At 69.0% G+C, this 19358-nt stretch carries 22 protein-coding genes and 1 tRNA gene; 11 read left to right on the top strand and 12 right to left on the bottom strand.

The annotated features are described in order from the left end of the window. Positions 1–222: 222 nt before the first annotated feature. The 3 genes from ACRYA2_RS02520 to ACRYA2_RS02510 all read right to left on the bottom strand — a co-directional run bounded on the left by ACRYA2_RS02520 (position 223) and on the right by ACRYA2_RS02510 (position 1666). Entirely contained in the window at positions 223–420 is a 198-nt protein-coding gene (locus tag ACRYA2_RS02520; protein WP_433623899.1) for a hypothetical protein, read from the bottom strand. After that, a complete protein-coding gene (locus tag ACRYA2_RS02515) occupies positions 421–795 on the bottom strand; it encodes a nuclear transport factor 2 family protein (RefSeq protein ID WP_433623897.1) in 375 nt (124 codons plus the stop codon). A 307-nt stretch (positions 796–1102) separates the two neighbouring features. Next, the gene (locus tag ACRYA2_RS02510; RefSeq protein WP_433623895.1) at positions 1103–1666 is read right to left on the bottom strand and encodes a hypothetical protein; all 564 of its coding nucleotides are present in this window, start codon (positions 1664–1666) and stop codon (positions 1103–1105) included. 136 nt (positions 1667–1802) lie between these two features. Here ACRYA2_RS02510 and ACRYA2_RS02505 point away from each other — a divergent pair, with 136 nt between their 5' ends. Continuing rightward, positions 1803–3146: a bifunctional metallophosphatase/5'-nucleotidase gene (locus ACRYA2_RS02505; RefSeq protein ID WP_433623893.1), complete on the top strand. Its 1344-nt coding sequence runs from the start codon at positions 1803–1805 to the stop codon at positions 3144–3146. Between the two features lie 70 nt (positions 3147–3216). Next, on the top strand, positions 3217–3615 hold the full coding sequence (locus ACRYA2_RS02500; protein WP_433623891.1) for a universal stress protein: 399 nt from the start codon (positions 3217–3219) through the stop codon (positions 3613–3615). Here the strand turns inward: ACRYA2_RS02500 and ACRYA2_RS02495 are convergent. Beyond that, entirely contained in the window at positions 3612–4628 is a 1017-nt protein-coding gene (locus ACRYA2_RS02495; protein ID WP_433623889.1) for a mechanosensitive ion channel family protein, read from the bottom strand. The genes ACRYA2_RS02500 and ACRYA2_RS02495 overlap by 4 nt on opposite strands. Before the next feature lie 218 nt (positions 4629–4846). Continuing rightward, entirely contained in the window at positions 4847–7618 is a 2772-nt protein-coding gene (locus ACRYA2_RS02490) for an AAA domain-containing protein (protein WP_433623887.1), read from the bottom strand. Between the two features lie 244 nt (positions 7619–7862). On the opposite strand from ACRYA2_RS02490, the gene ACRYA2_RS02485 reads away from it, so the two are divergent. Beyond that, positions 7863–8270: a DUF7528 family protein gene (locus ACRYA2_RS02485; protein ID WP_433623885.1), complete on the top strand. Its 408-nt coding sequence runs from the start codon at positions 7863–7865 to the stop codon at positions 8268–8270. Here ACRYA2_RS02485 and ACRYA2_RS02480 read toward each other — a convergent pair. Beyond that, positions 8267–8725, bottom strand: coding sequence for a DUF7282 domain-containing protein (locus ACRYA2_RS02480; RefSeq protein WP_433623883.1), 459 nt, complete (start codon positions 8723–8725; stop codon positions 8267–8269). The genes ACRYA2_RS02485 and ACRYA2_RS02480 overlap by 4 nt on opposite strands. 101 nt (positions 8726–8826) lie before the next feature. On the opposite strand from ACRYA2_RS02480, the gene ACRYA2_RS02475 reads away from it, so the two are divergent. Beyond that, positions 8827–9762, top strand: coding sequence for a DUF1028 domain-containing protein (locus ACRYA2_RS02475; protein WP_433623881.1), 936 nt, complete (start codon positions 8827–8829; stop codon positions 9760–9762). Positions 9763–9799: 37 nt separating this feature from the next. Here ACRYA2_RS02475 and ACRYA2_RS02470 read toward each other — a convergent pair whose 3' ends face one another. Beyond that, a complete protein-coding gene (locus ACRYA2_RS02470; protein WP_433623879.1) occupies positions 9800–10021 on the bottom strand; it encodes a hypothetical protein in 222 nt (73 codons plus the stop codon). A gap of 136 nt (positions 10022–10157) precedes the next feature. Between ACRYA2_RS02470 and ACRYA2_RS02465 the strand changes: the two genes are divergently transcribed. From ACRYA2_RS02465 to purF, 4 genes are all read left to right on the top strand, one after another. Continuing rightward, positions 10158–11222 (top strand): M20/M25/M40 family metallo-hydrolase, encoded by a 1065-nt coding sequence (locus ACRYA2_RS02465; RefSeq protein ID WP_433623877.1) that lies wholly within the window; start codon positions 10158–10160, stop codon positions 11220–11222. 82 nt (positions 11223–11304) lie between these two features. Beyond that, positions 11305–11496, top strand: a complete 192-nt coding sequence (locus ACRYA2_RS02460; protein ID WP_113275493.1) for an LSM domain-containing protein — start codon at positions 11305–11307, stop codon at positions 11494–11496. Next, a complete protein-coding gene (locus ACRYA2_RS02455) occupies positions 11493–11669 on the top strand; it encodes a 50S ribosomal protein L37e (protein WP_433623875.1) in 177 nt (58 codons plus the stop codon). Before ACRYA2_RS02460 ends, ACRYA2_RS02455 begins: the two co-directional genes overlap by 4 nt. A 192-nt stretch (positions 11670–11861) precedes the next feature. Beyond that, positions 11862–13340 (top strand): amidophosphoribosyltransferase, encoded by a 1479-nt coding sequence (purF, locus tag ACRYA2_RS02450; RefSeq protein ID WP_433623873.1) that lies wholly within the window; start codon positions 11862–11864, stop codon positions 13338–13340. A 41-nt stretch (positions 13341–13381) separates the two neighbouring features. Here purF and ACRYA2_RS02445 read toward each other — a convergent pair whose 3' ends face one another. After that, positions 13382–13942 carry a DUF420 domain-containing protein gene (locus ACRYA2_RS02445; protein ID WP_433623871.1) on the bottom strand — a complete coding sequence of 187 codons (561 nt, stop codon included), beginning with the start codon at positions 13940–13942 and terminating at the stop codon, positions 13382–13384. A 72-nt stretch (positions 13943–14014) separates the two neighbouring features. Then, a complete protein-coding gene (locus tag ACRYA2_RS02440) occupies positions 14015–14152 on the bottom strand; it encodes a hypothetical protein (protein WP_433623869.1) in 138 nt (45 codons plus the stop codon). A gap of 228 nt (positions 14153–14380) precedes the next feature. Here ACRYA2_RS02440 and ACRYA2_RS02435 point away from each other — a divergent pair. Next, a tRNA-Leu gene (locus ACRYA2_RS02435) sits at positions 14381–14465 on the top strand. Between the two features lie 153 nt (positions 14466–14618). Here ACRYA2_RS02435 and ACRYA2_RS02430 read toward each other — a convergent pair. Both ACRYA2_RS02430 and ACRYA2_RS02425 read right to left on the bottom strand, forming a co-directional pair. Next, on the bottom strand, positions 14619–15020 hold the full coding sequence (locus ACRYA2_RS02430; RefSeq protein ID WP_433623867.1) for an acyl-CoA thioesterase: 402 nt from the start codon (positions 15018–15020) through the stop codon (positions 14619–14621). Between the two features lie 74 nt (positions 15021–15094). Next, positions 15095–15445 (bottom strand): VOC family protein, encoded by a 351-nt coding sequence (locus ACRYA2_RS02425; protein WP_433623865.1) that lies wholly within the window; start codon positions 15443–15445, stop codon positions 15095–15097. A gap of 284 nt (positions 15446–15729) precedes the next feature. Here ACRYA2_RS02425 and ACRYA2_RS02420 point away from each other — a divergent pair, with 284 nt between their 5' ends. Together ACRYA2_RS02420 and ACRYA2_RS02415 are read left to right on the top strand one after the other, a co-directional pair. Further along, the gene (locus ACRYA2_RS02420; RefSeq protein ID WP_433623863.1) at positions 15730–17532 is read left to right on the top strand and encodes a hypothetical protein; all 1803 of its coding nucleotides are present in this window, start codon (positions 15730–15732) and stop codon (positions 17530–17532) included. After that, a complete protein-coding gene (locus ACRYA2_RS02415; protein WP_433623861.1) occupies positions 17529–19004 on the top strand; it encodes a lipopolysaccharide biosynthesis protein in 1476 nt (491 codons plus the stop codon). Before ACRYA2_RS02420 ends, ACRYA2_RS02415 begins: the two co-directional genes overlap by 4 nt. A 103-nt stretch (positions 19005–19107) precedes the next feature. Here ACRYA2_RS02415 and ACRYA2_RS02410 read toward each other — a convergent pair whose 3' ends face one another. Next, positions 19108–19305 carry a hypothetical protein gene (locus ACRYA2_RS02410; RefSeq protein ID WP_433623859.1) on the bottom strand — a complete coding sequence of 66 codons (198 nt, stop codon included), beginning with the start codon at positions 19303–19305 and terminating at the stop codon, positions 19108–19110. Positions 19306–19358: the final 53 nt, after the last annotated feature.

Genomic DNA, 19358 nt, shown 5'->3' with positions numbered 1-19358 from the left:
CCCCGTCGGGACGGCACCGCCCACGGTCAAAAACGTGCAGCATAATTGAGATATAGTAACGAGCTAGTTGAAGATAGACGAACAGTTTCGGTCGTCGAACGCCGGGTCGTCTAGGTGGCAGAACAGGGAGACGCGAGCGTCGCGGACGCCGTCCAGTCGGTCGCTGAGCGTCCGTCACGTTCGTGCGGTCGAAGACGGGGTACGAAGAGGCCGCGGCCGCCGCTACAGTATCCAGCCGATGTACCACGTCAGCGCCGCCCCGACGACCAGTCCGAAGACGAGCGCGGCGACGATGCCGAGCGGTCCGGCACCGCCGTGGAAGGCGACGAGTGCGCTCGACACGGCGACCAGACTGACGATACCCACCTTCAGGCGCATCATCGCCGCCGTGCGCTCCTCTTCGCTGATGGGTCCGACCATCTATAGCTCGTGCGGAGCGCTGACGTGCATGCTGGTGAACAGCCACTCCCCGTCGTGTCGTTCGAGCGTCCCGCTCCAGCGCGTGTCGAACGAACGGCGTTCGTCCGCCTCCACGTCGGTCCACGACAGCGCCACGTCGTCCGTGAACCGCGCCACGTCGTCGCGTTCGACCACCCTGAGAGCCGAACTCTCGACGGTCCAGTCGTCCGTCGTCCGGCTCTGCTCGCGCAGTCCCTCGGCGATGGCGTCGTACCCGACCAGTCGTTCGCCGACGCCGAACTTCGTCGCGTCGTCGCGTTCGGCGAAGTAGGGGTACAGCGGTTCGCCGCGCCGGAGCGCCTCGTAGTACTCTCGAATAGTTTCCTCGGCCCCCATGCGAGGGCAGTGGTCGAGCACGTGCTTAAAGCCAGCCGACTCGCTCGCGGGAATGTCAAATGGGCGTTTGAGTCTACTGAAAGGCTTTACCGTACGCGACTGTGGTCCGAACCGGGTGCACTGCTCGCGGTCGAGTGCGCCCCACCATGCCCCTGCCCGGAACCGCGGCGGCGACACCCCCGCCGTCGGCGCGACGGCCACCACACCCGTAGACGCTGTGCCCTCCATCGACTACCGACGCGGTGGTCCCCTCGACCGACCACCAGATGAACCTCGCGTGCGCGAAGTCCCGGAGAAGAGACGACCGCTACTGGAAGCCCTTGCCGACTTCGTCCTCGTCGATGAGGTCGTCCAGTTCGGCGTCCAGCAGTTCCTCGGCTTCCTCGAACGTCGCGGCGAGGTCCTCGACCGCGTCCGGACGGTCGTAGTTGTCGTAGTCCATCGGTCCGAAGGCGGGGCTCTCCATCGCCTCCATCACGTCGTCGAACAGGTCGGCCCGGTTCGTCGGCGCGTCCGCGTGAGCCTTGATGGTCTCTTCGAGCCGTTTGGCGCGCTCCTCGGCCTCCTCTTCGTCGCCTGGGGCGGCGTCGGGGTGCTGGACCGCGAACCGGCCCTCCCGGTAGTCCTCCCGCGGGAGGTAGGAGCCGATCTCGTCGTCCAGACTTCGGGCGACGCGCGCGCCGACGCCGCGCACCTCGAAGGGGTTCTTGGCGTACGTCTTCAGGTGGTAGACGCCGGCGTTCGGGTGGCCGACGTAGAGGTCCTCGCCGACGCCCTCGGCCCGGGTACCCCCGGTCGCGCGCCAGCCCTCTGGGTCGACGTCCCGCTCGACGACGTCCTGGAGGATGTCCTGCCAGTCTCGGATCCGCATAGGTAGTACGTGTCACGGTGAGCAAATCAACGTGTCGGTCTCATCGGCGACCCGGACGGCGGTCGTCGGCGCGGTCGGTCGAGGCGTCTCGCGCCGAGTCGAAGCCCATTTATCTCGACGCCGATACGCTCCGTCGATGCGTCTCCTCCAGTACTCCGACGTCGAGAACGCCTACGACGACCCGGGCCGCATCGGCCGTCTCGCGGGCCGTCTGGGTCAGCTGGACGGCGAGGACGCCCTGCTGGTCGGCACCGGCGACAACACCTCGCCGGGCGTGCTGGCGCTGGTCACCGAGGGGCGACAGGCGCTCGACCTCTTCTCGGCCGTCGAACCGGACGTGGCGACGTTCGGCAACCACGACTTCGACTACGGCCCCGCGGCCGTCCGCGACGTCGTCGCCGAGTCGCCCCAGACCTGGGTGACGGCGAACGTCTTTCGGGACGGCGAGCGCTTCGCCGCCGACCTGACCCGGCGCACGGCCGTCCTCGAAGCGGACGGAACGCGCGTCGGATTCACGGGCGTCACGACGCCCCGGACCGCCTCGCTGAACCCCCAGGCGACCGACCTGACGTTCGCCGACCCCGTCGCGGCGGCCGAGGAAGCGGTCGCGGACCTCCGGACGCGCGGCGTCGACCGCCGCGGCGAGGTCGTCGTCGCCCCGGCCGAGATGCGACAGGACGACGACGCGGTCGACGCCGACGCCGTCCTCGGCGGTCACGTTCCGACGGAGCGGATCGACCGCGTCGACGGGACGCTCGTCACGCGACCCGGCGACGGCGGTCGCGCGGTGCTGGAGGTCGACCTGGAGGCGGGGACGGCGACGCGCCACGAGACGGGCGACGCTCGGCGCGCGAACGAGGTCGCCCGCGCGCTCCGCGAACGCATGGCGGCCGCGGGACTGGACGAGGTGGTCGCCTCGGTCGAGGAGCCGCTGGTGCGCACGGAGGCCACCCTGTTCGGCGGCGAGAGCCGCGTCGGCAACTTCGTCGCCGACGCCTACCGCTGGGCGATCGGCGCGGACGTCGCCCTCCAGAACAGCGGCGGTATCCGGAGCGGCGACCCCATCCAGGGAGAGGTCACCGTCGCGGACCTCGTGAGCCTGATCCCCTTCGAGGAACCGGTCGCCGTCGCGGAACTCTCCGGCGAGCGACTCCGCGCGGCGCTCCGGCAGGCAGTCGACGGCTCGCTCGAGTTCGCCGAGGACGGCTGGTTCCACGCCCACGTCAGCGGGGCCGAACTCGCCTGGGACCGCGACGCCGGGACCGTCGAGGTCGTCCGCGTCGACGGCGAACCGCTCGACCCGTCGGCGACCTACACCGTGGCGACCAGCGACTACGTGCTCCACACCGACGACGAGTTCCCGGCCATCGAGGAGTCCCAGCGGGTCGCGACGGGCGACGTCCAGTACGAGGTGCTCGTCGAGTACGCCCGCACGACGGGTATCGGCCCGTCCGTCGAGGGGCGGGTCGTCGAACGGTAGAATCGACAGCGGGCGTCGAGGGCGGACGGGGATAGTAAGGTACTCACCGCCGCGCGGCGTCCACTATGACATGTCCCGCGTCCTCGTACCGGTCCGGTATCCGCTGTCGGCACACTCCAAGCGGACGCTAGCGTCGGCGATAGACCTGGCCGACGAGCGCGACGCCGACCTGACCGTCCTCCACGTCAACCTCTACCATCGTGGCGACGACGTGACGCGACGCGACCTGAAGCGGGGGGTCGAACGGGTGTCCGACCGGTTCGCCCGCGTCCGGTTCGTCGTGCGCGAGGGGTTCCTGGTCGAGGAGACCATCCTGGAAGAGATCGTGGCGACCGACGCGGACGTGGTCGTCATCGGTCGCAAGCAGGTGGGGCGCTGGCGGCGAGCGATTCGTCGCATCATCGGCGACCCGGACATCGAAGCGTTCCTCGACGAGAAGGTCGACTGCGAACTCGTCACCGTCGGCTAGCGCCGCTCGGACTCGCCCGGCGGGTCGTGGCGCGCCTGCTCGGCCGACTCGCGTCGAGGGGGAACGCCACCGCGCTCCGGGTCGACCGAGACGCGCGCGGTGCCGCTCGTGTCGTCGAACACGAGGTGGGAGTGGGGGTAGGCTATCTCCACGTCCGCGTCGTCGAGGTCCGCCCATATCTGTTCCTGTATCTTCGAACGCACCCGGCCGACGTAGTAGGGGTCTTTCACCCAGTACTGCAGTTCGAGCAGGACTCCGTGGTCGGCGAAATCCTTGATGTACGACACCGGCGCGCTCGGGTAGCGAGCGCTCCCGATGCGGATGTCCGGGCCGGTCTCGACCACCTCGCGGGTCTCGCGGGCCGCCCGCTCCATGATGGCTCGCGCCTCGTCTAAGTCCCCCTCGTAGGTCACCAGCAGTTCCAGCGAGAGCCGCGAGCGAGTGTCCTCGGCGGAGTAGTTTATCACGTCGCGCTCGCGCATCGTCGCGTTCGGGATGACGAGGAACGTGTTCTGGAGCGTGAAAACCTTCGTGTACCGCAGGGTGATGTCCTCGACGTAGCCCCGAGTGCCGCCGGTGGGCGAGCCGTTGTCCACGAGTTCGATCATGTCGCCGATCTCGTAGGGCTGGTCCGCGAGCACGAACAGGCCGTTGACGACGCTACCGACGAGGGGCGCGAGCACGAGGCCGAGCACCGCGGAGAACACCGTCACCGACAGCACGACGTTCGACACGTGGAACCCCAGCCGACCGGCGGCGAGCGTCACTGCGACGAACAGCACCACGCCCCGGACGCTCCGGAGGATGGTCTTGCGGACGCTCGGGCGCTGGAATCGCCGCGCGACTCGCCGGCCCACGAACCGGACGACCAGCTGGGAGACGTACCAGCCGGCGACCAGCAGGAGTCCCGCGACGAACAGGTCGGCAACGACGACGCCGGGTGCGATGCGCTCGTCGCCCACCGCCGTGAGGACCCGCCACGCATCGACCAGCGGGTCCGGGAGCCATGCCATGCGTTCCGCCTCTCAATCGCCGTCCAAAAATCCTCCCTTCTGGCGCGACCGCCCCCCATTCCGCCCCGAGACGGCCGCCTCGCGGCGCGTCCGGGTTACAGTAACGGCCGGGAAGAGCGAGTATTACGACCGCGAGGGCGAACGAATCCGCGTCGACGGGGCGCGAATCGTCGCGGCCGGCGGGGCGCGGAGCGACGGAACGCGTCGACGCGGACCGGCTATCGCTCCGCTCCCGCCCAGTCGACCATCCGGTCGTAGAGGTCCCGCGACCGGAGTGCGGCCTCGTCGCCGACGAGCACGAGCGACTTCTTCGCCCGCGTCAGCGCGACGTTCACCCGACGATAGTCCTCGAAGATGGGGCTGTCCAGGTCGCCCGTGGCGACGAACGAGACGACGATGACCTCCTCGCTCGACCCCTGGAAGCGGTCGACGGTGTCGACCGTCACGTCGTCCGGGACGCGCCGCGATATCTCCGCGACCTGCGCCCGGAACGGCGCGATGACGCCCACGTCTTCGACGGCGACGCCCGCCTCGACGAACCGCTCGACGACCTCGCGCACGCGCTCGGCCTCCACCGGGTTCGTGTTCCCGACCGTCGTCCCGTCGGGGTCGACGAACGACACGGCGTTCCGGAGGCGGTCAGGCAGCGCGTCGCCGTCGACGCCCGGCAGGTCGTCGACCCGCTGGGCGGCGGTCTCGCCGTCCGCCGGACGGAGCGCGCCGTCGTAGAACTCCCGGGAGGAGAACGCCTGGATGCGCTGGGCCATCCGGTACTGGCGTTCGAGCATCACCGAGGCGTCCGGATAGCGCTCGACGAGGCGCTCGAACAGCGACTCGCCAAGGTCGCTCGCTCGCGGTTCGTCTCGCTCTCCGCTCGCGCGCTCCGCGGAGTCGCGCTCCGCTCCCTCGGCCCGAACGACCGGCGGCAACTGGTGGTGGTCGCCGACGAGGACGAACCGGTCGGCGAGGTTGATGGCCGCGAGCGTCGCCGGTTCGGTCAACTGCGAGGCCTCGTCGACGAGCGCGACGTCGAACTCCTGTTCGCGCATCACCCGCGACCCGCAGGTGGCCGTCGTCGCGGCCACGACGCTCGCACCACGGAGTTCGGCGACGCGCTCGCCGGGGTCGCCGCCGTGTTCCAGTCGCAGGTCCTGCATGTCCTCGCGGACGCCGTTCTCCGTCCCGACGCGGACGATATCTTCGAACCCCTGGTCGCGCAGCGCTTCGAGGGCGTTGTCCACGGCGCGGTTCGTGAACGCCGACAGGAGGACCCGGTTTCCGCGCTCGACGAGCGCCCGGACGGTGCGGGCGATGGTGTACGTCTTGCCCGTGCCGGGCGGGCCGTGGATGAGCGCGCAGTCCTCGGTGTTCACCGCGAGGTTCACGGCGGCGTTCTGGCTCTCGTTGTTCGCGATGTACGTCTCTTCACCGGCTCGCGGTTCGCTCCGCTCACCGCTCGCTTCCACCGAGGCCCGTCGCGCCTCGCCACCCCCGAATTCGGGCTCTCGACGGCCGAAGAGCACGTCCTTCCGGTCGGCGTCGCCCTTCAGCAGGCAGTCGTGCAGCGCCGTGAGCATCCGGTCGGCGCTCAGTTCGGAGGGGTAGACGTCCAGTCGGCGCAACTCCACGGGTTCGTCGGTCGTGACGACGACCTCCTCGCCCAGTTGCTTCACCCGCGCCAGTTCGGCGTGGCCGTGGACGGGGTGGCCGTCGCTGGCGAGCACCACGTCGCCCTCCCGTATCTTCGAGACGGCGTCGTCGGTGCGGCGTGCGCGCAGTCGCCAGCGCTCGTCTTCTATCTCCTCCTGGCCCGCGGGTTCGAGGTCTATCAGGGCCTTGTCGGCGTCGGCGCGCTCCTCGGCGGTCTGCTCCCAGAGTTTGACGTACTCGCGGTGGACCTCGCGGCGCTCCGCCTCGATGGCCCGGTACTGCGCCTCGAAGTACTCCCGCTCCTCGTCGGGAATCGCGGTGCCGACCTGCCCGGCCTTCGACGTCTGGTCGAGGCGACCGGAGACGACCATGCAGGTGTCCTGTTCGAAGCAGTGCGCGCAGGTCGCGTCCGCCTCGTAGCCCGTCGGGACGCCGTAGTCGAACTCCATCGCGGCGATCTCGTTGCGCGTCCGGACGACGAACTCCAGCAACCCCCGGCCGACGGAGAACTCCTTGGCGGGCGAGAGGTCGCCCGTCGCCTCGTTGCGGTCGAGCGTCGAGTTCTTGGTGTACAGCAGGGTCCCCGTGTCGGCGGGCACGTCGCGCTCCTGAAGCAGCAGGGCGTAACAGGCCGCCTGAATCTTGTCCTGGAACCGGGGGTCCCGCTTGGTGTTCTTCCCCGTCTTCAGTTCGACGGGCATCCCTCGCCGGAGCGCGTCAGCCCGCCCCTTGATGCCGAACCGCTCGCTGATGAGCGTGTACTCGCTGCGCCACTGGTCCTCTTCGGTGAGCGCGCCCTGTTCGAGCCACCCCTCGATGGCCTTCGCGTTCTGGCGCACCTCGCCGGCTACCTCGTCGGCCTCGCGGCCGAGCAGCCCGAGTTCGAGGCCGGCCTCCTCGACGCGCTCGTCGATGGCGTCGTCGAGGTCCCGCCCCCGGAGTAGGTCCCCGAACACCTCGTGGACGATAGTCCCCTTGACCACGGGGTAGTTCAGCGGGACGCCCGACAGCTTGTTCAGGTAGTACATCCGCGGACACTGCACCCACGACCGGACGTCGGTCACGTTCACGAGGAACGAGGGCTCGACGACGACGTACGACTCCTCGCCAGTCGCGTACCGCGTCTCGCCGCGGTACTCGTCCTCGTCCACGTCGGTCACGAGCAGTTCCATGTCCTCCTCGAGGAGGTCGGCCGTCTCGGTCCACTTCCCCCACAGCGTCACCGTCGTCGACTCGCCGTCGTCGCGCCGAACGACCACCTCGGCGAGGTCGCGGTCGCCGTACTGCGTGCTGACCGTCCGCACTTCGCCCGGTTCGACGACCGTTCCCCGTACGTTCACGCAACGTTCGTAGCGCTGCACCTCGAAAAGTTCTGTCGGTTGGACCACTGGTCGACCGGCGCGACCCGCCGGTCCCGTAAATTTATCAGTCGAGAGGAACTACTGGGGAGTGCGATGACGAGCGAATCCCTCGTGAGTCCGGAGGATAGAGGAAGCCGTCGGTCGGCGGCTGATCGAGAAATTCTCCCGCGAACGTAGCGACGCTTCTGCCACTGACGACGCGTCACACGCCGACCAGCCGCGGGTGTCGGTGTCGAGCGCGGGCGGCGCGGTCGAGGTGACCGTGGCCGGCGAGACCGAGGTGCTGTCGAGACGCCAGGCCGACCGGTTGCGGGAAGCGCTCGGGGCGGCGCTGACGGAGCGCCGCGAGTTCGTCCACACGGTCGGCGAGTACCGGGAGGACGGCTGCTACGTCGTCTTGCGCCGGGGAGCCGACTCGTCGGGTCACCGGAAGGTGTTCGAGAGCTTCGAGGCGCTCTCCCGGCGGTACGAGCGTCTCCCGACCGAGTTCACCGCCGCCGACGTCGGCGAGACGGGGCTGACCGGCGGTCGCCGACACATGCTGGTCCACCACTTCGTCGAGCATGCCGCGTTCGACTGCGAACTGGTCGCGCGCCAGCCCCTCACCGCGCACAAGGGGGGAAAGCGCTAGTCGGCGCGACCGCAGACCGGGCGGAGGGTCGCGGCGTCGACGACTCGGCCGCCGCAGCCGTCGTGGGCGAACTCGTCGGAGCCGTCGAAGTCGGCGATTCGGTCGCCGCTGGCGTCTTCGAGGACGACCGCGGAGAGGCGACGGGGTCGGTCGAGCGGCGCGTCCAGCCCGACGGTCAGGTTCGCGTGGGTTCCCGGCGGGAGGTACGACGAGACGCCGACGACGCGCATCTCGCCCGCCGACGCGTCGGGGTCGGGCGTGAGGACGACGAAACCGCCGGTTTCGAGCGTCGCGTCGGTCACCGTCGCGGCTCCGGCCCCGTTGGTCACCGACTGGTTCTGGACCGTCACGCGGGCGTCCTTGTCGCAGGCCGACGGCGAGAACGCGTCCGGCGCGTGGCCGGCGACGCCGACGGGAAACAGTGCGACGAGCACGAGCAGTACTGCGGTGCGCACGCCGGACGTACGCGCTCCGACCGGAAAACGTCGCCAGACGTGACGATGCGACGGACCGTCGAGGCTCAACGTTTTTCGGGGTGGCGTCCGAGGAGACCGATATGCCACGACCCTCGACGTTCTCCATCGTCGCTCGCGACCCCGAACGGGACGCGGTCGGCGTCGCCGTCCAGTCGAAGTTCGTCGGCGTCGGCGCGGTCGTTCCCTTCGCCAGCGCCGACGCGGGCGCGATAGCCACCCAGAGCTTCGCAAACGTCGCGTACGGTCCGGACGGACTGGACCTGCTCCGGCAGGGCGCGTCGGCGGACGACGTCGTCGAGGCGCTGACCGACGACGACCCGGAGGCCGCCCAGCGACAGGTCGGCGTCGTCGGCCGGGACGGCTCCGTCGCGGCGTTCACGGGCGAGGAGTGTTTCGACCACGCCAGCGACGTCCAGGGCGACCAGTACACGGTCCAGGGGAACATCCTGGAGAACCGCGAGACGCTCGAAGCGATGGCGGAGGCGTTCGAGGAGAGCGGTAAAACCGCGAACCGCGGCCTCCCCGAGCGGCTCATCGCGGCGCTCCACGCGGGCAACGAGGCCGGCGGCGACAAGCGCGGCGAACAGAGCGCCGCCCTCTACGTCGTCAAGCCCGGCGGCGGCTACGACGGGAAGAACGACCGCTGGGTCGACGTGCGCGTCGACGACCACGAGACCCCCATCGAGGAACTGGAGCGGGTGTTCAAGATATACGACGTGACGCTGCTCGAGCGCGAGGAACCGGAGGAGACGCGGGAGCTATCGGGGGAGACGGCCGAATCCGTCGCCGCGACGCTCGCCGACCTCGGGTTCTACGACGGGACGCCGTCGGGCGCGTTCGGCGAGAGCGAGCGCGCCGCCCTCGAATCGTTCCGCGGGATGAACAACTTCGAGAACCACGACCTCGCGGTGCTGGAGGACGCGCTCGCCCGCGGCTGGGACGACGCCGACGGAACCGGCGAGGAGCGGCTGGTCGACGCCATCTGGCACGGCCTCTCGCGTCTGGACAGGAAGTAGGTTCGGCGTCTCTCGACGGCTCCGACCGCTCGCGTCCTCACTCCGCCCTGCGTCGGCGTCGCTGTCGCAGCACGGTCACTCCGACGGCGACGAGGACCACGAGCAGCGGCATCAGCTTCCCGGTTATCGGCGGCCGTCCGTCGCTGTCTCCCCCGGTCTCCGTCGTTTCGCCGCCGAGCGAGAGGACGCCGCCTCCGTCGCCTCTGCCGACGTCGAGCGTGAACTGCGAATCGTGGAAGTGGAGTTCGAGAATCCCCATGCCTTCCCGTTCGACGAGACGGCCCTTATCGGTTCTGGGGGTCGTCGTCGCTCGGCGGTCCGACGGCGCCGAGCCTCCGGGTTCGAGACGGCGGACGATGCGAGGGATTGAATACGTCACGTTCCCGCGTGCCGATATGGACGAACGACAGCGCGCCTTTCTCGACGACTTGCTGACGACGCCGAGTCCCTCCGGATTCGAGACGGCGGGACAGCGCGTCTGGGTCGACTACGTCTCCGAGTTCGCCGACGAGGTACAGACCGACGAGTACGGCAACGCCGTCGCGGTCCTGCACGGCGACGGCCCGGAACTGGCGTTCGCGGGCCACGCCGACGAGATAGGGCTGATGGTCGCCGGCGTCAACGAGGACGGGTTCCTCCGCGTCGGCCGCATCGGCGGGTCGGACCACACCGTGACCAAGGGCCAGCACGTCGAGGTCCACACCGACGACGGCGTCGTCCCCGGCGTCGTCGGTCAGGCCGCCATCCACCTCCGGGAGGGCGACGAGGACGTCGAGGACGTCGACGAACAGCACGTCGACGTCGGCGCGGAGAGCGAGGCGGAAGCCGACGAACTCGTCGACGTGGGCGACCCGGTCACAGTCCGACAGACGCTGTCGGACCTGCACGGCAGTCGCGTCGCCGCCCGCGGGATGGACAACCGCGTCGGGACGTGGACCGCAGCGGAGGCCATGCGCCGCGCGGCCGAGCGCGGCGTCGACGCGACGGTGTACGCCGTCAGCACCGTCCAGGAGGAGGTCGGTCTGAAAGGGGCCACGATGGTCGGGTTCGACCTCGACCCGGACGCCGTCGTCGCCGTCGACGTCACGCACGCCATGGACAGTCCCGACGTGACGGGCGAGGAGCGGTTCAAGGACCTGAACGTCGACCTGGGCGGCGGCCCGGTCGTCGCTCGCGGGAGCGCCAACCACCCCGAGGTCGTCGCCGCGGTGCGCGACGCTGCCGACGACGCCGGCATCGACGTGCAACTGCAGGCCGCGGGCATCAGCACGGGCACGGACGCCGACGCGTTCTACACCGCCCGCGGCGGCATCCCCTCGCTCAACCTCGGCCTGCCGAACCGGTACATGCACACGCCGGCGGAGATCGTCGACACCGAGGACCTCGACGCGGCCGCCGACCTGCTGGCCGCGTTCGCCGAGCGGGTCGAGGACCGCGACGAGTTCGCCGTCGACGTCTGAGCGTCGTCGAGGGTCGCGATGGCGTCGCTTCGCCCGAGTTACATCCGGTACGTTTAAGAACGCAACCGCTGGGAATTGTCATATGAGTGGACGACCGCTTGACGTGCTCGAAGCGTCGCTGAATAGCGAAGTGACGGTGCGTCTGAAGGGCGGCGAGGAGTACACCGGAACGCTGACCGGCTACGACCAGCACATGAACCTCGTCATCGAGGACGCGGCGGACGAAGACACAACCATTATACGCGGCGATAACGTCGTTTCTATCAATCCATGACCGGTGCAGGAACGCCTAGCCAGGGGAAGAAGAACAAGACGACGCACGTGAAATGTCGCCGCTGCGGCGAGAAGTCCTACCACGTGAAGAAAAAGAAGTGCTCGTCGTGTGGCTTCGGCAAGTCGAGCAAGCGACGCGACTACGAGTGGCAAGGCAAGACGGGCGACAACTGAGTCGCCTCCTCCCTTTCTCTCGCTCTCTACTCGGTAGCCGCGGCTGTCGTCCGCTCCGTCGTCGACGTCGGAAGAGAGACGGGTACGCCGACCGGACCATATGAGCACGCTCGTGCATAAATTCAGCTTGGGAACGGAAGAATACGACACGATAACGAGGCTTTTTACTACTGGCCCGCACTATGAGTAGCTATGCCAGATGGCCGGGACGGGTCCTTCGACGGCCCGACAGAGAAGTGCGGCGTCGTCGGCGCGTCGCTCGCCGACCGAGACGCTGCGCGACCCCTCTACTACTCGCTGTACGCCCTCCAGCACCGCGGCCAGGAGTCTGCGGGAATCGTCACCCACGACGGGTTCCAGCAACACAACCACGTCGAGATGGGTCTCGTCGGCGACGCGTTCGACACCGACGACGTCGACGGACTCGCGGGGAGCGCGGGCATCGGTCACGTCCGGTATCCCACCGCGGGCAGCGTCGACGAGAGCTGCGCACAGCCGTTCACCGTCTCGTTCAAGAGCGGCTCGCTCGCGCTATCGCACAACGGCAACCTCGTCAACTCCGAAGAGATTCGCGAGGAGCTGGCCGGACTTGGCCACGCGTTCACCTCCGACGGCGACACCGAGGTCATCGCCCACGACCTCGCTCGCAACCTGCTGGAATCGGACCTCGTCCGGGCGGTCAAACGAACGATGAGCCGCATCCACGGCTCCTACTCGCTGGCCATCATGCACGACGACACCGTGCTCGGGGTCCGGGACCCCGCCGGTAACCGTCCGCTCTGTATCGGGACGGTCGAAGACGGGTACGTCGTCGCCAGCGAGTCGGCGGCCATCGACACCATCGACGGCGAACTCGTCCGGGACGTCCGTCCCGGCGAACTCGTCGTCCTCCACCCCGACGGCGAGGGGTTCGACAGCTACCAGCTGGTCGAGCGCGACCGGCCGGCTCACTGCTTCTTCGAGCACGTCTACTTCGCGCGGCCGGACAGCGTCATCGACGGCAACCTCGTCTACGAGGTGCGGCGGGAGCTCGGACGCAACCTCTGGGAGGAGAGCGGCATCGACACCGACGTCGTGATGCCGGTGCCGGACTCCGGTCGGGCGTTCGCCTCGGGGTACGCCGAGGCGGCCCAGGATAACGGGGCCGGCGTCGAGTTCGCCGAGGGGCTGATGAAGAACCGGTACGTCGGTCGCACGTTCATCATGCCGACCCAGGACGAGCGCGAGCGCGCCGTCCGCCTGAAGCTCAACCCCATCAAGTCGACGGTCGAGGGGAAGACGGTGACGCTCATCGACGACAGCATCGTCCGGGGCACCACCTCGACGCAGCTCGTCCAGTTGCTCAAAGACTGCGGGGCGGAGGCGGTCCACATGCGCATCGGCGCGCCGCCTATCGTCGCCCCCTGTTACCTCGGCATCGACATGGCGACCCGCGAGGAGCTCATCGCCTCTGACAAGTCCGTCGAGGAGATCGGCGACGCCATCGACGCCGATAGCCTCGCGTACCTCTCCAGGGAGGCGGTCGCGGACGCGCTGGGGGCCGACCGCGGCGACCTCTGCATGGGCTGTGTCACCGGCGAGTACCCCTACGAGATAGACGGCGAGGAGACCGACCGCGAGGTGAGTCGCCCCGTCATCGACGGCGGGTCGTCGGCCGGCGCGGACGACTGACGGCCTCGGTTCTCCATCGGCCGCCCGAATCCTCGTCCCGATCAGTACGCCACGTACAGCAGCAGGTAGACGACCACGCCGAGGAAGAACGATATCAGCCAGAGCGAGGCGGCGACGCGGCCGATTCGGGGGTGGTTCGTCTCCGAGAGCGTGCCGACCGGGCGCGTGAGCGCCAGCAGCAGGACGTAGTACAGCAGGGGGATGCAGACCACCGCCAGCAGGACGTGGACGGCCAGTATCGGGAAGTAGACGAACCGCTCGACTGCGGCGGGGCCGGGGAACTGCGTCGGACCCTCCAGCGCGACCTTGTAGAGGTACAGCGCGAGGAACGCGACGAAAAGGACGAGTCCTGCCAGCATGCCGCTGCGGTGCCGGTCGACGTTCCCGCGGCGAATCGCTCGCCACGCGCCCGCGATGACGACGATGGCGACGGCGCTGATTGCGGCGTTGACGTGCGGGATGGCGGCGAGCACCGCGGCGGGGGCGTGTGGGAGCGCCCCCTGCGGAACGACCCCGAGCGCCGCGGCGAACACGAGCGCGAGAGAGACGACGGAGAGGACGGCGGTCAGTGCCGGGACGTGGTTCCGCGTTGTCCAGTTCATGTGACGGCGTTGGGGCCGACCCGACATACGCGTTATCCTACCCGCTCGTCGCGTCGGCGTCGCTCGCCCCGGTCAGTTCACGACGCGATGGAGGTCGCCCTCCTCGCAAATCGGGCAGGCGTCGTACGGCAGGTCGAACGCCCGCGCACAGTCCGAGCAGACGTAGTCGATGCGGGTGTTTCGGAAGCGATCGAGCAGGGACTTGAGCATCGCCCGGGGTATCTTCGCGCGGACGAATGAACTTATTGTGTGAAAGTCTATACGTCGGCGTCGAGTCGGCGGTCCAGTTGCCATCGTCGGCCGCCGGTCGCGCCGGGAGTGACGGACATCGAAGTACGCCCGGTGCAGTACGGCGCGTGAACGCCCACCGGACTGCGAGCAAATGAAAGGCCTTTTATCGGGGCACCATCTACCACCGAGTGCGGAAAGTGACTGCGAGCGTGGGTAGCCAAGCTAGGCCAACGGCGCAGCGTTGAGGGCGCTGTCCCGTAGGGGTCCGCCGGTTCAAATCCGGTCCCACGCATCGCACGGCGACACTCGCCACGAACGATGCAAGGTGCCCTCCCACATCGGGACTGCACCCACGCACAATCCTATCGAACCGACACTGACCAGCCGTGGCTGGTCCGTTCTCCTGGACGCGATTGCACGAGAAGTAGCGCCGGGGTCCGCGAACTCAGAGGCCCTCGTAGGTACTGATACGGTCGCGCCAGAGCTCGGGGAGCGCCCGCGACTCGCGCGTCTCGGGGTCGACGGCGACCTGGACGACCTCCGCGGTCGCTGCCACCTCGCCGTCCGCGCGGATCTCATACTCCATCGGGATGCTGGACTCGCCGAGTTCGGGGACGCGAACGGCGACGATCACGTCGTCGTCGAGCGTGACGGCCTGGCGGTAGTCGATTTCGAGGTGGGCGATGACACCGCCGACGTCCTCGAGTTCCGCGCCGACGACGTCGCGGAAGTAGTCCATGCGCGCCTGTTCGAGGAACGTGGCGTAGACGGCGTTGTTGACGTGGCCCATCGTGTCGAGGTCGCGATACCGAACCTCGATTTCCGTCGCGTACTCGAAATCGTCCATGCCGGCGTTAGTCACGAGCGGCTACATCCCGCTGTCGGTTCGGTGCTGTCCGACGCCGGCCTCGACGGGTGGCGTCAGACGGGGTCCGTCTCGTGGAGGAACGTCTGCACTTCGACGGTGCGACCTTCGGGGTCGTCGGCGAAGAACTGGTAGATGTCGTAGCGCTCGTTCTCGACGGGGTCGCCGCGAGCGCGGTCGGCGAGTTCTTCGTGGAGCGCGTCGACGCCCGCCCGGTCGTCGGTGACGAAGGTGACGGTGCCGTCCGTGTCCGCGGACTCGCGCTCGCAGAACCCGAAGAGCATGTTGTCATACTTGAGGACGGTGCAGTCGGGCTGTTCGAGCCACACGTCCGCGCCGAGGCGGTCGGTGTAGAACGAGACGGTTCGTTCGCGGTCCTCGCTGGCGAAGAAGACGACGCCGCTCATGGTCGTCCCGACGGAGGCCGGGACGAAAAATCTCGGGTGTGCACCACTGCGTCGAGCAGCGTCCCGGGCGGGACGTCGCGCTCGTCGACGACCGTGGCGTCCGTCGAACCGGTGCATCGACGCGATTCCGGGCGGCTGGTCGACGAGCACGAGGTCCGGCGACCGGTTCGTCGCCGGCGCGGCCTCGAACTGCCCGTCGGGGGAGAGCCGAGCGTTACGGTCGGTTCTGCGGCAACAGGGGGTGCATAACAAAGGGTGCGACCGGCGTCGCCGGGGACGAGCGAATGGTTCGGACGCACTCACACCGACTGGAGAAGAGTGCGCTCGTCGCCGGGTTCGCGGCACTGGCCGTCGGCGTGGTCGCGGCCCACGCCGACCCGGCGCGGGCGTACGAACTGTCCATCTACTCGGCGACGCCGCTCGCGTTCTGGGCCGGCATCGGCCTCGCACTGGTAATCTCGGTCGGGGTCGCCTGCGCCTCGCCGGACTGGTACCGGTCGCTCGCGCTGGTGCTCGGCGGCGCCGCGACGCTCGCGGTTACCGCCCTGCCGGTCCTCCGGGGGTATCACTTCTACGGCGCGGGCGACTCGCTGACCCACCTCGGCTGGGCGAAAGACATCGCCGGCGGGAAGATGGCCGCCTACGACCTCCTGTACCCCGGCACCCACTCCATCGCCATCGTCATCAGCGAGACGACCGGTCTCCCGCTGCGCGACGGTCTCATGCTGATGGTCGTCGCGTTCGCGCTGCTGTTCCTCGTCTTCGTCCCGCTCGGGGTGCGGACGGTTACGGGCGACCACCGGGCGACGACGTTCGCCGCCCTGGGCGGGTTCCTGCTGTTGCCCATCAACAGCATCAGCGTGTTCCTCCTCGCACACCCCACCTCCCAGGCCATCCTGTTTTTCCCCCTGATGCTCTTCGTCGCGGCGAAGTACATCACGAACGTCGACGGACCGAGCGTGCTGCCGTTCGGGACCTCCTTCGGGACGCTGCTCGCGCTCACGTCGGCCGCCATCGTGTTCGTCCATCCGCAGCAGGCGGTCAACGCCGCCTTGCTGTTCGGGGGCATCGTCTTCGTCCAGTTCGTCTATCGGCTGTTCCGCAAGGGCCACGCCATCGCCCGCCACCGCGCCATGTACGGCCAGACGGCGTTCCTGCTGGCGGTCTTCCTGCTGTGGGCGCCCCGCCACGAGCGGTCGTCGGGCGCGACGCGGGCGCTCATCGTCCGCATCGCGACGGACCCGTCCACGGGGGGTGACATCGGTCAGCGGGCCGCCAGTCTCTCCCAGATCGGCGGGAGCTTCGAGGCGCTGTTCCTGAAGCTGTTTCTCGTCACCGGGGTGTTCTGCGGACTCGCCGGGATACTGCTGCTCGTGGGATTCTTCGGTCGGTTCCGGGACGCCGACGTGAACGCGTTCAGCAAGTATCTCGCCGTCGGCCTCGTGCCGCTGTTCGGCCTGTTCGGCGTCTTCCTCGCGACGAGTTACTCGCAGTTCCACTTCCGCGTCCTCGGGTTCATCATGGTGCCCGTGACGATGCTCGGGGCCATCGCGGTCGCCCGGACCGTCGACGTCGTCGAGGCTCGCGCGCCGAACGGGGACCCCGTCCCGCTCGTGGCCGGCGTCGTCGTCGTCGTCCTGCTCACGCTGTCGCTGCTCACCGTGTTTCACTCCCCCTACATCTACCAACCGTCCGGCCACGTCACCCAGGGGTCGATGACGGGCTACGGAACGGCGTTCGACCACCGGGCCGACGCACGATTCGTCGGCCTCCGGTCGCCCGCCGAGCGATACGGCGACGGGGTGCTGGGCTACCGGAAGAACAAGCGCCTCGACTTCACCGGCACCGCCATCTACGGCGGGTTCAACGCCACCGGGCAGAACTTCACCGCGGGTCGCATCGCCCGGTACTACGACGGCCCGCGGTACCTGCCGGTAACGGACGCCGCCCGTCAGCGTGAGCTACGGGTGTACGACGGGTTGCGCTTCCCCGCTCGCGGCTTCAGGAGCCTCGAAGCCCACCCCGGCGTCTCCCGCGTCCAGTCCGGCGGCGGCTTCCAGCTGTACTACGTGAACGGGAGCGAATGATGGACGCGAAACGGCTCGCCCGCGGATTCAAAGCGACGCTCGGGGCGCGCGCCGCCCACGTCGTGGCCAACGGTCTGCTCGTGGTCCTGCTGACGCGCTTCCTGCTGACGAACGCGGAGTACGGCCTCCTCGGTACGGTGCTCGCCGTCTGCGGCGTCGCCGGACTGTTCGCCGACCTCGGTCTCGCGAAGTCGGCCGCTCGATACGTCACCGAGTACCGCGAGACCGACCCCGGACAGATTCCCCACGTCCTCCGGACCGCGCTCGGCTACCGGCTCGTCGCTACCTTCGCCGTCGTCGCCGGATTCGTACTGTTCGGCGGCCGGGTCGCCCACCTCGTCGGACATCCGGACCTCGCACCGCTGCTCGGCCTCGGCGGCGTGTACGTCGCCGTCTACTCGCTGTCGACGTTCGCCGTCATCGCGTTCCAGGGGTTCAACCGCGTCACGTACAGCGCGGTCACCCGGGCGACCGGGAGCGTCTGCCTGCTCGCGTTCGTCTCCCTCGGCGTGGTCGCGCTCGGCGGTGCGGCCGGCGCACTCGCGGGCTACGTGGTGAGCTACGCGCTGGCCGCCGCCGTCGGCGTCGGCCTGCTCTACTGGAAGTTCTACAGGGACCACGAACGCGCCGCCCCCGACGCGGTCGAGTCCGGCCTCGCCCGCCGGGTCCTGCGATACAGCGTGCCGCTGACCGCGACCCGGGGCGCGAACGTACTCGACAAGCGCGTCGACACCATCCTCGTCGGGGTGCTCGTCGGCCCCATCGCGGTCAGCTACTACTACCTCGCGAAGCAGATCTCGACGTTCGTCCAGACGCCGGCGGCGTCGCTCGGGTTCACCGTCTCGCCGACCTACGGCGAGCAGAAGGCCGACGGCGAGATGAAGAGCGCGGCGCGGCTCTACGAGACGACGCTCGAACACACCCTGCTGCTGTACGTCCCCGCCGCGGCGGGGATGGTGCTCGTCGCCGACCCCGCGGTCGTGACCGTGTTCGGCACGACGTACGGCGCGGCCGTCCCGGTCGTCCAGGCGTTCGCCGGCTACGTCGTCCTCCAGGCGATAACGTTCATCACGAGCGACGCACTGGACTTCCTCGGCCGGGCACGGGAGCGCGCGCTGGCGAAGGGCGGCACCTCGGTCGCGAACTTCCTGCTGAACCTGCTCCTGATACCCGCGTTCGGGGCGTTCGGAGCGGCGATAGCGACGGTCGCCACGCACTCCGTCTACGTCGCCGTCAACCTCGCAGTCGTCCACGCCGAACTATCGCTGTCGATCCCGCGGCTCCTGCGCCACGTCGCCTTCGTCTGTGCCATCACCGCCGGGATGTCCGGCGCGGTCCTGGTCGCGCTCCCGTACGTCTCCGGCCCCCTCTCGCTCGCCGGCGTCGTACTGCTCGGCGTGGTCGTCTGGGCCGCCCTCGCCGTGTTCAGCGGCCTGCTCGACGTCCGTCGCGTCGTCGGCATCCTGGCCTGAGCGCGCCCGCCGGACCTTCGGACGCCCCGTTTCCTCGACGTCTCGAACTCCGGCAGGCGGGCGCGTTCGAGACGCCGTCCCCGCCCACGCGACGCTACCGTGTCTACGCGGGGACGCCGTCGGTCGGTGACTGCGCCGTCGTTCGACGCGTGACCCCGCGGCGGCCGCGACCGGTGAGGCGACTCGTCCGGCGTCGGCGAACGTTCAGGACCGGCTTTCCCCGCCGAAGGGCGACGCTGGGGCCGGCGAGGCCTTCGAATCGAAGGCCAACGGCGTTCCGGTCCGCGGCCTCGGAAAGCACGGCCCAACGGGGACCAATCGGCGCATAACAAAACCGACGCAGGTAGTCCGACG

It is taken from the genome of Halomicrococcus pelagicus (genome assembly GCF_050954125.1).
This window is presented reverse-complemented; position numbering and strand designations above follow the sequence as displayed.

Excerpts from the sequence above, each read along its gene's own strand:
- ACRYA2_RS02520 (WP_433623899.1), bottom strand. The coding sequence starts at position 420 with ATGGTCGGACCCATCAGCGAAGAGGAGCGCACGGCGGCGATGATGCGC.
- ACRYA2_RS02515 (WP_433623897.1), bottom strand. The coding sequence starts at position 795 with ATGGGGGCCGAGGAAACTATTCGAGAGTACTACGAGGCGCTCCGGCGC.
- ACRYA2_RS02510 (WP_433623895.1), bottom strand. The coding sequence starts at position 1,666 with ATGCGGATCCGAGACTGGCAGGACATCCTCCAGGACGTCGTCGAGCGG.
- ACRYA2_RS02505 (WP_433623893.1), top strand. The coding sequence starts at position 1,803 with ATGCGTCTCCTCCAGTACTCCGACGTCGAGAACGCCTACGACGACCCG.
- ACRYA2_RS02500 (WP_433623891.1), top strand. The coding sequence starts at position 3,217 with ATGTCCCGCGTCCTCGTACCGGTCCGGTATCCGCTGTCGGCACACTCC.
- ACRYA2_RS02495 (WP_433623889.1), bottom strand. The coding sequence starts at position 4,628 with ATGGCATGGCTCCCGGACCCGCTGGTCGATGCGTGGCGGGTCCTCACG.
- ACRYA2_RS02475 (WP_433623881.1), top strand. The coding sequence starts at position 8,827 with ATGCCACGACCCTCGACGTTCTCCATCGTCGCTCGCGACCCCGAACGG.
- ACRYA2_RS02470 (WP_433623879.1), bottom strand. The coding sequence starts at position 10,021 with ATGGGGATTCTCGAACTCCACTTCCACGATTCGCAGTTCACGCTCGAC.
- ACRYA2_RS02465 (WP_433623877.1), top strand. The coding sequence starts at position 10,158 with ATGGACGAACGACAGCGCGCCTTTCTCGACGACTTGCTGACGACGCCG.
- ACRYA2_RS02460 (WP_113275493.1), top strand. The coding sequence starts at position 11,305 with ATGAGTGGACGACCGCTTGACGTGCTCGAAGCGTCGCTGAATAGCGAA.
- ACRYA2_RS02455 (WP_433623875.1), top strand. The coding sequence starts at position 11,493 with ATGACCGGTGCAGGAACGCCTAGCCAGGGGAAGAAGAACAAGACGACG.
- purF (WP_433623873.1), top strand. The coding sequence starts at position 11,862 with ATGCCAGATGGCCGGGACGGGTCCTTCGACGGCCCGACAGAGAAGTGC.
- ACRYA2_RS02445 (WP_433623871.1), bottom strand. The coding sequence starts at position 13,942 with ATGAACTGGACAACGCGGAACCACGTCCCGGCACTGACCGCCGTCCTC.
- ACRYA2_RS02440 (WP_433623869.1), bottom strand. The coding sequence starts at position 14,152 with ATGCTCAAGTCCCTGCTCGATCGCTTCCGAAACACCCGCATCGACTAC.
- ACRYA2_RS02430 (WP_433623867.1), bottom strand. The coding sequence starts at position 15,020 with ATGGACGATTTCGAGTACGCGACGGAAATCGAGGTTCGGTATCGCGAC.
- ACRYA2_RS02425 (WP_433623865.1), bottom strand. The coding sequence starts at position 15,445 with ATGAGCGGCGTCGTCTTCTTCGCCAGCGAGGACCGCGAACGAACCGTC.
- ACRYA2_RS02420 (WP_433623863.1), top strand. The coding sequence starts at position 15,730 with ATGGTTCGGACGCACTCACACCGACTGGAGAAGAGTGCGCTCGTCGCC.
- ACRYA2_RS02415 (WP_433623861.1), top strand. The coding sequence starts at position 17,529 with ATGATGGACGCGAAACGGCTCGCCCGCGGATTCAAAGCGACGCTCGGG.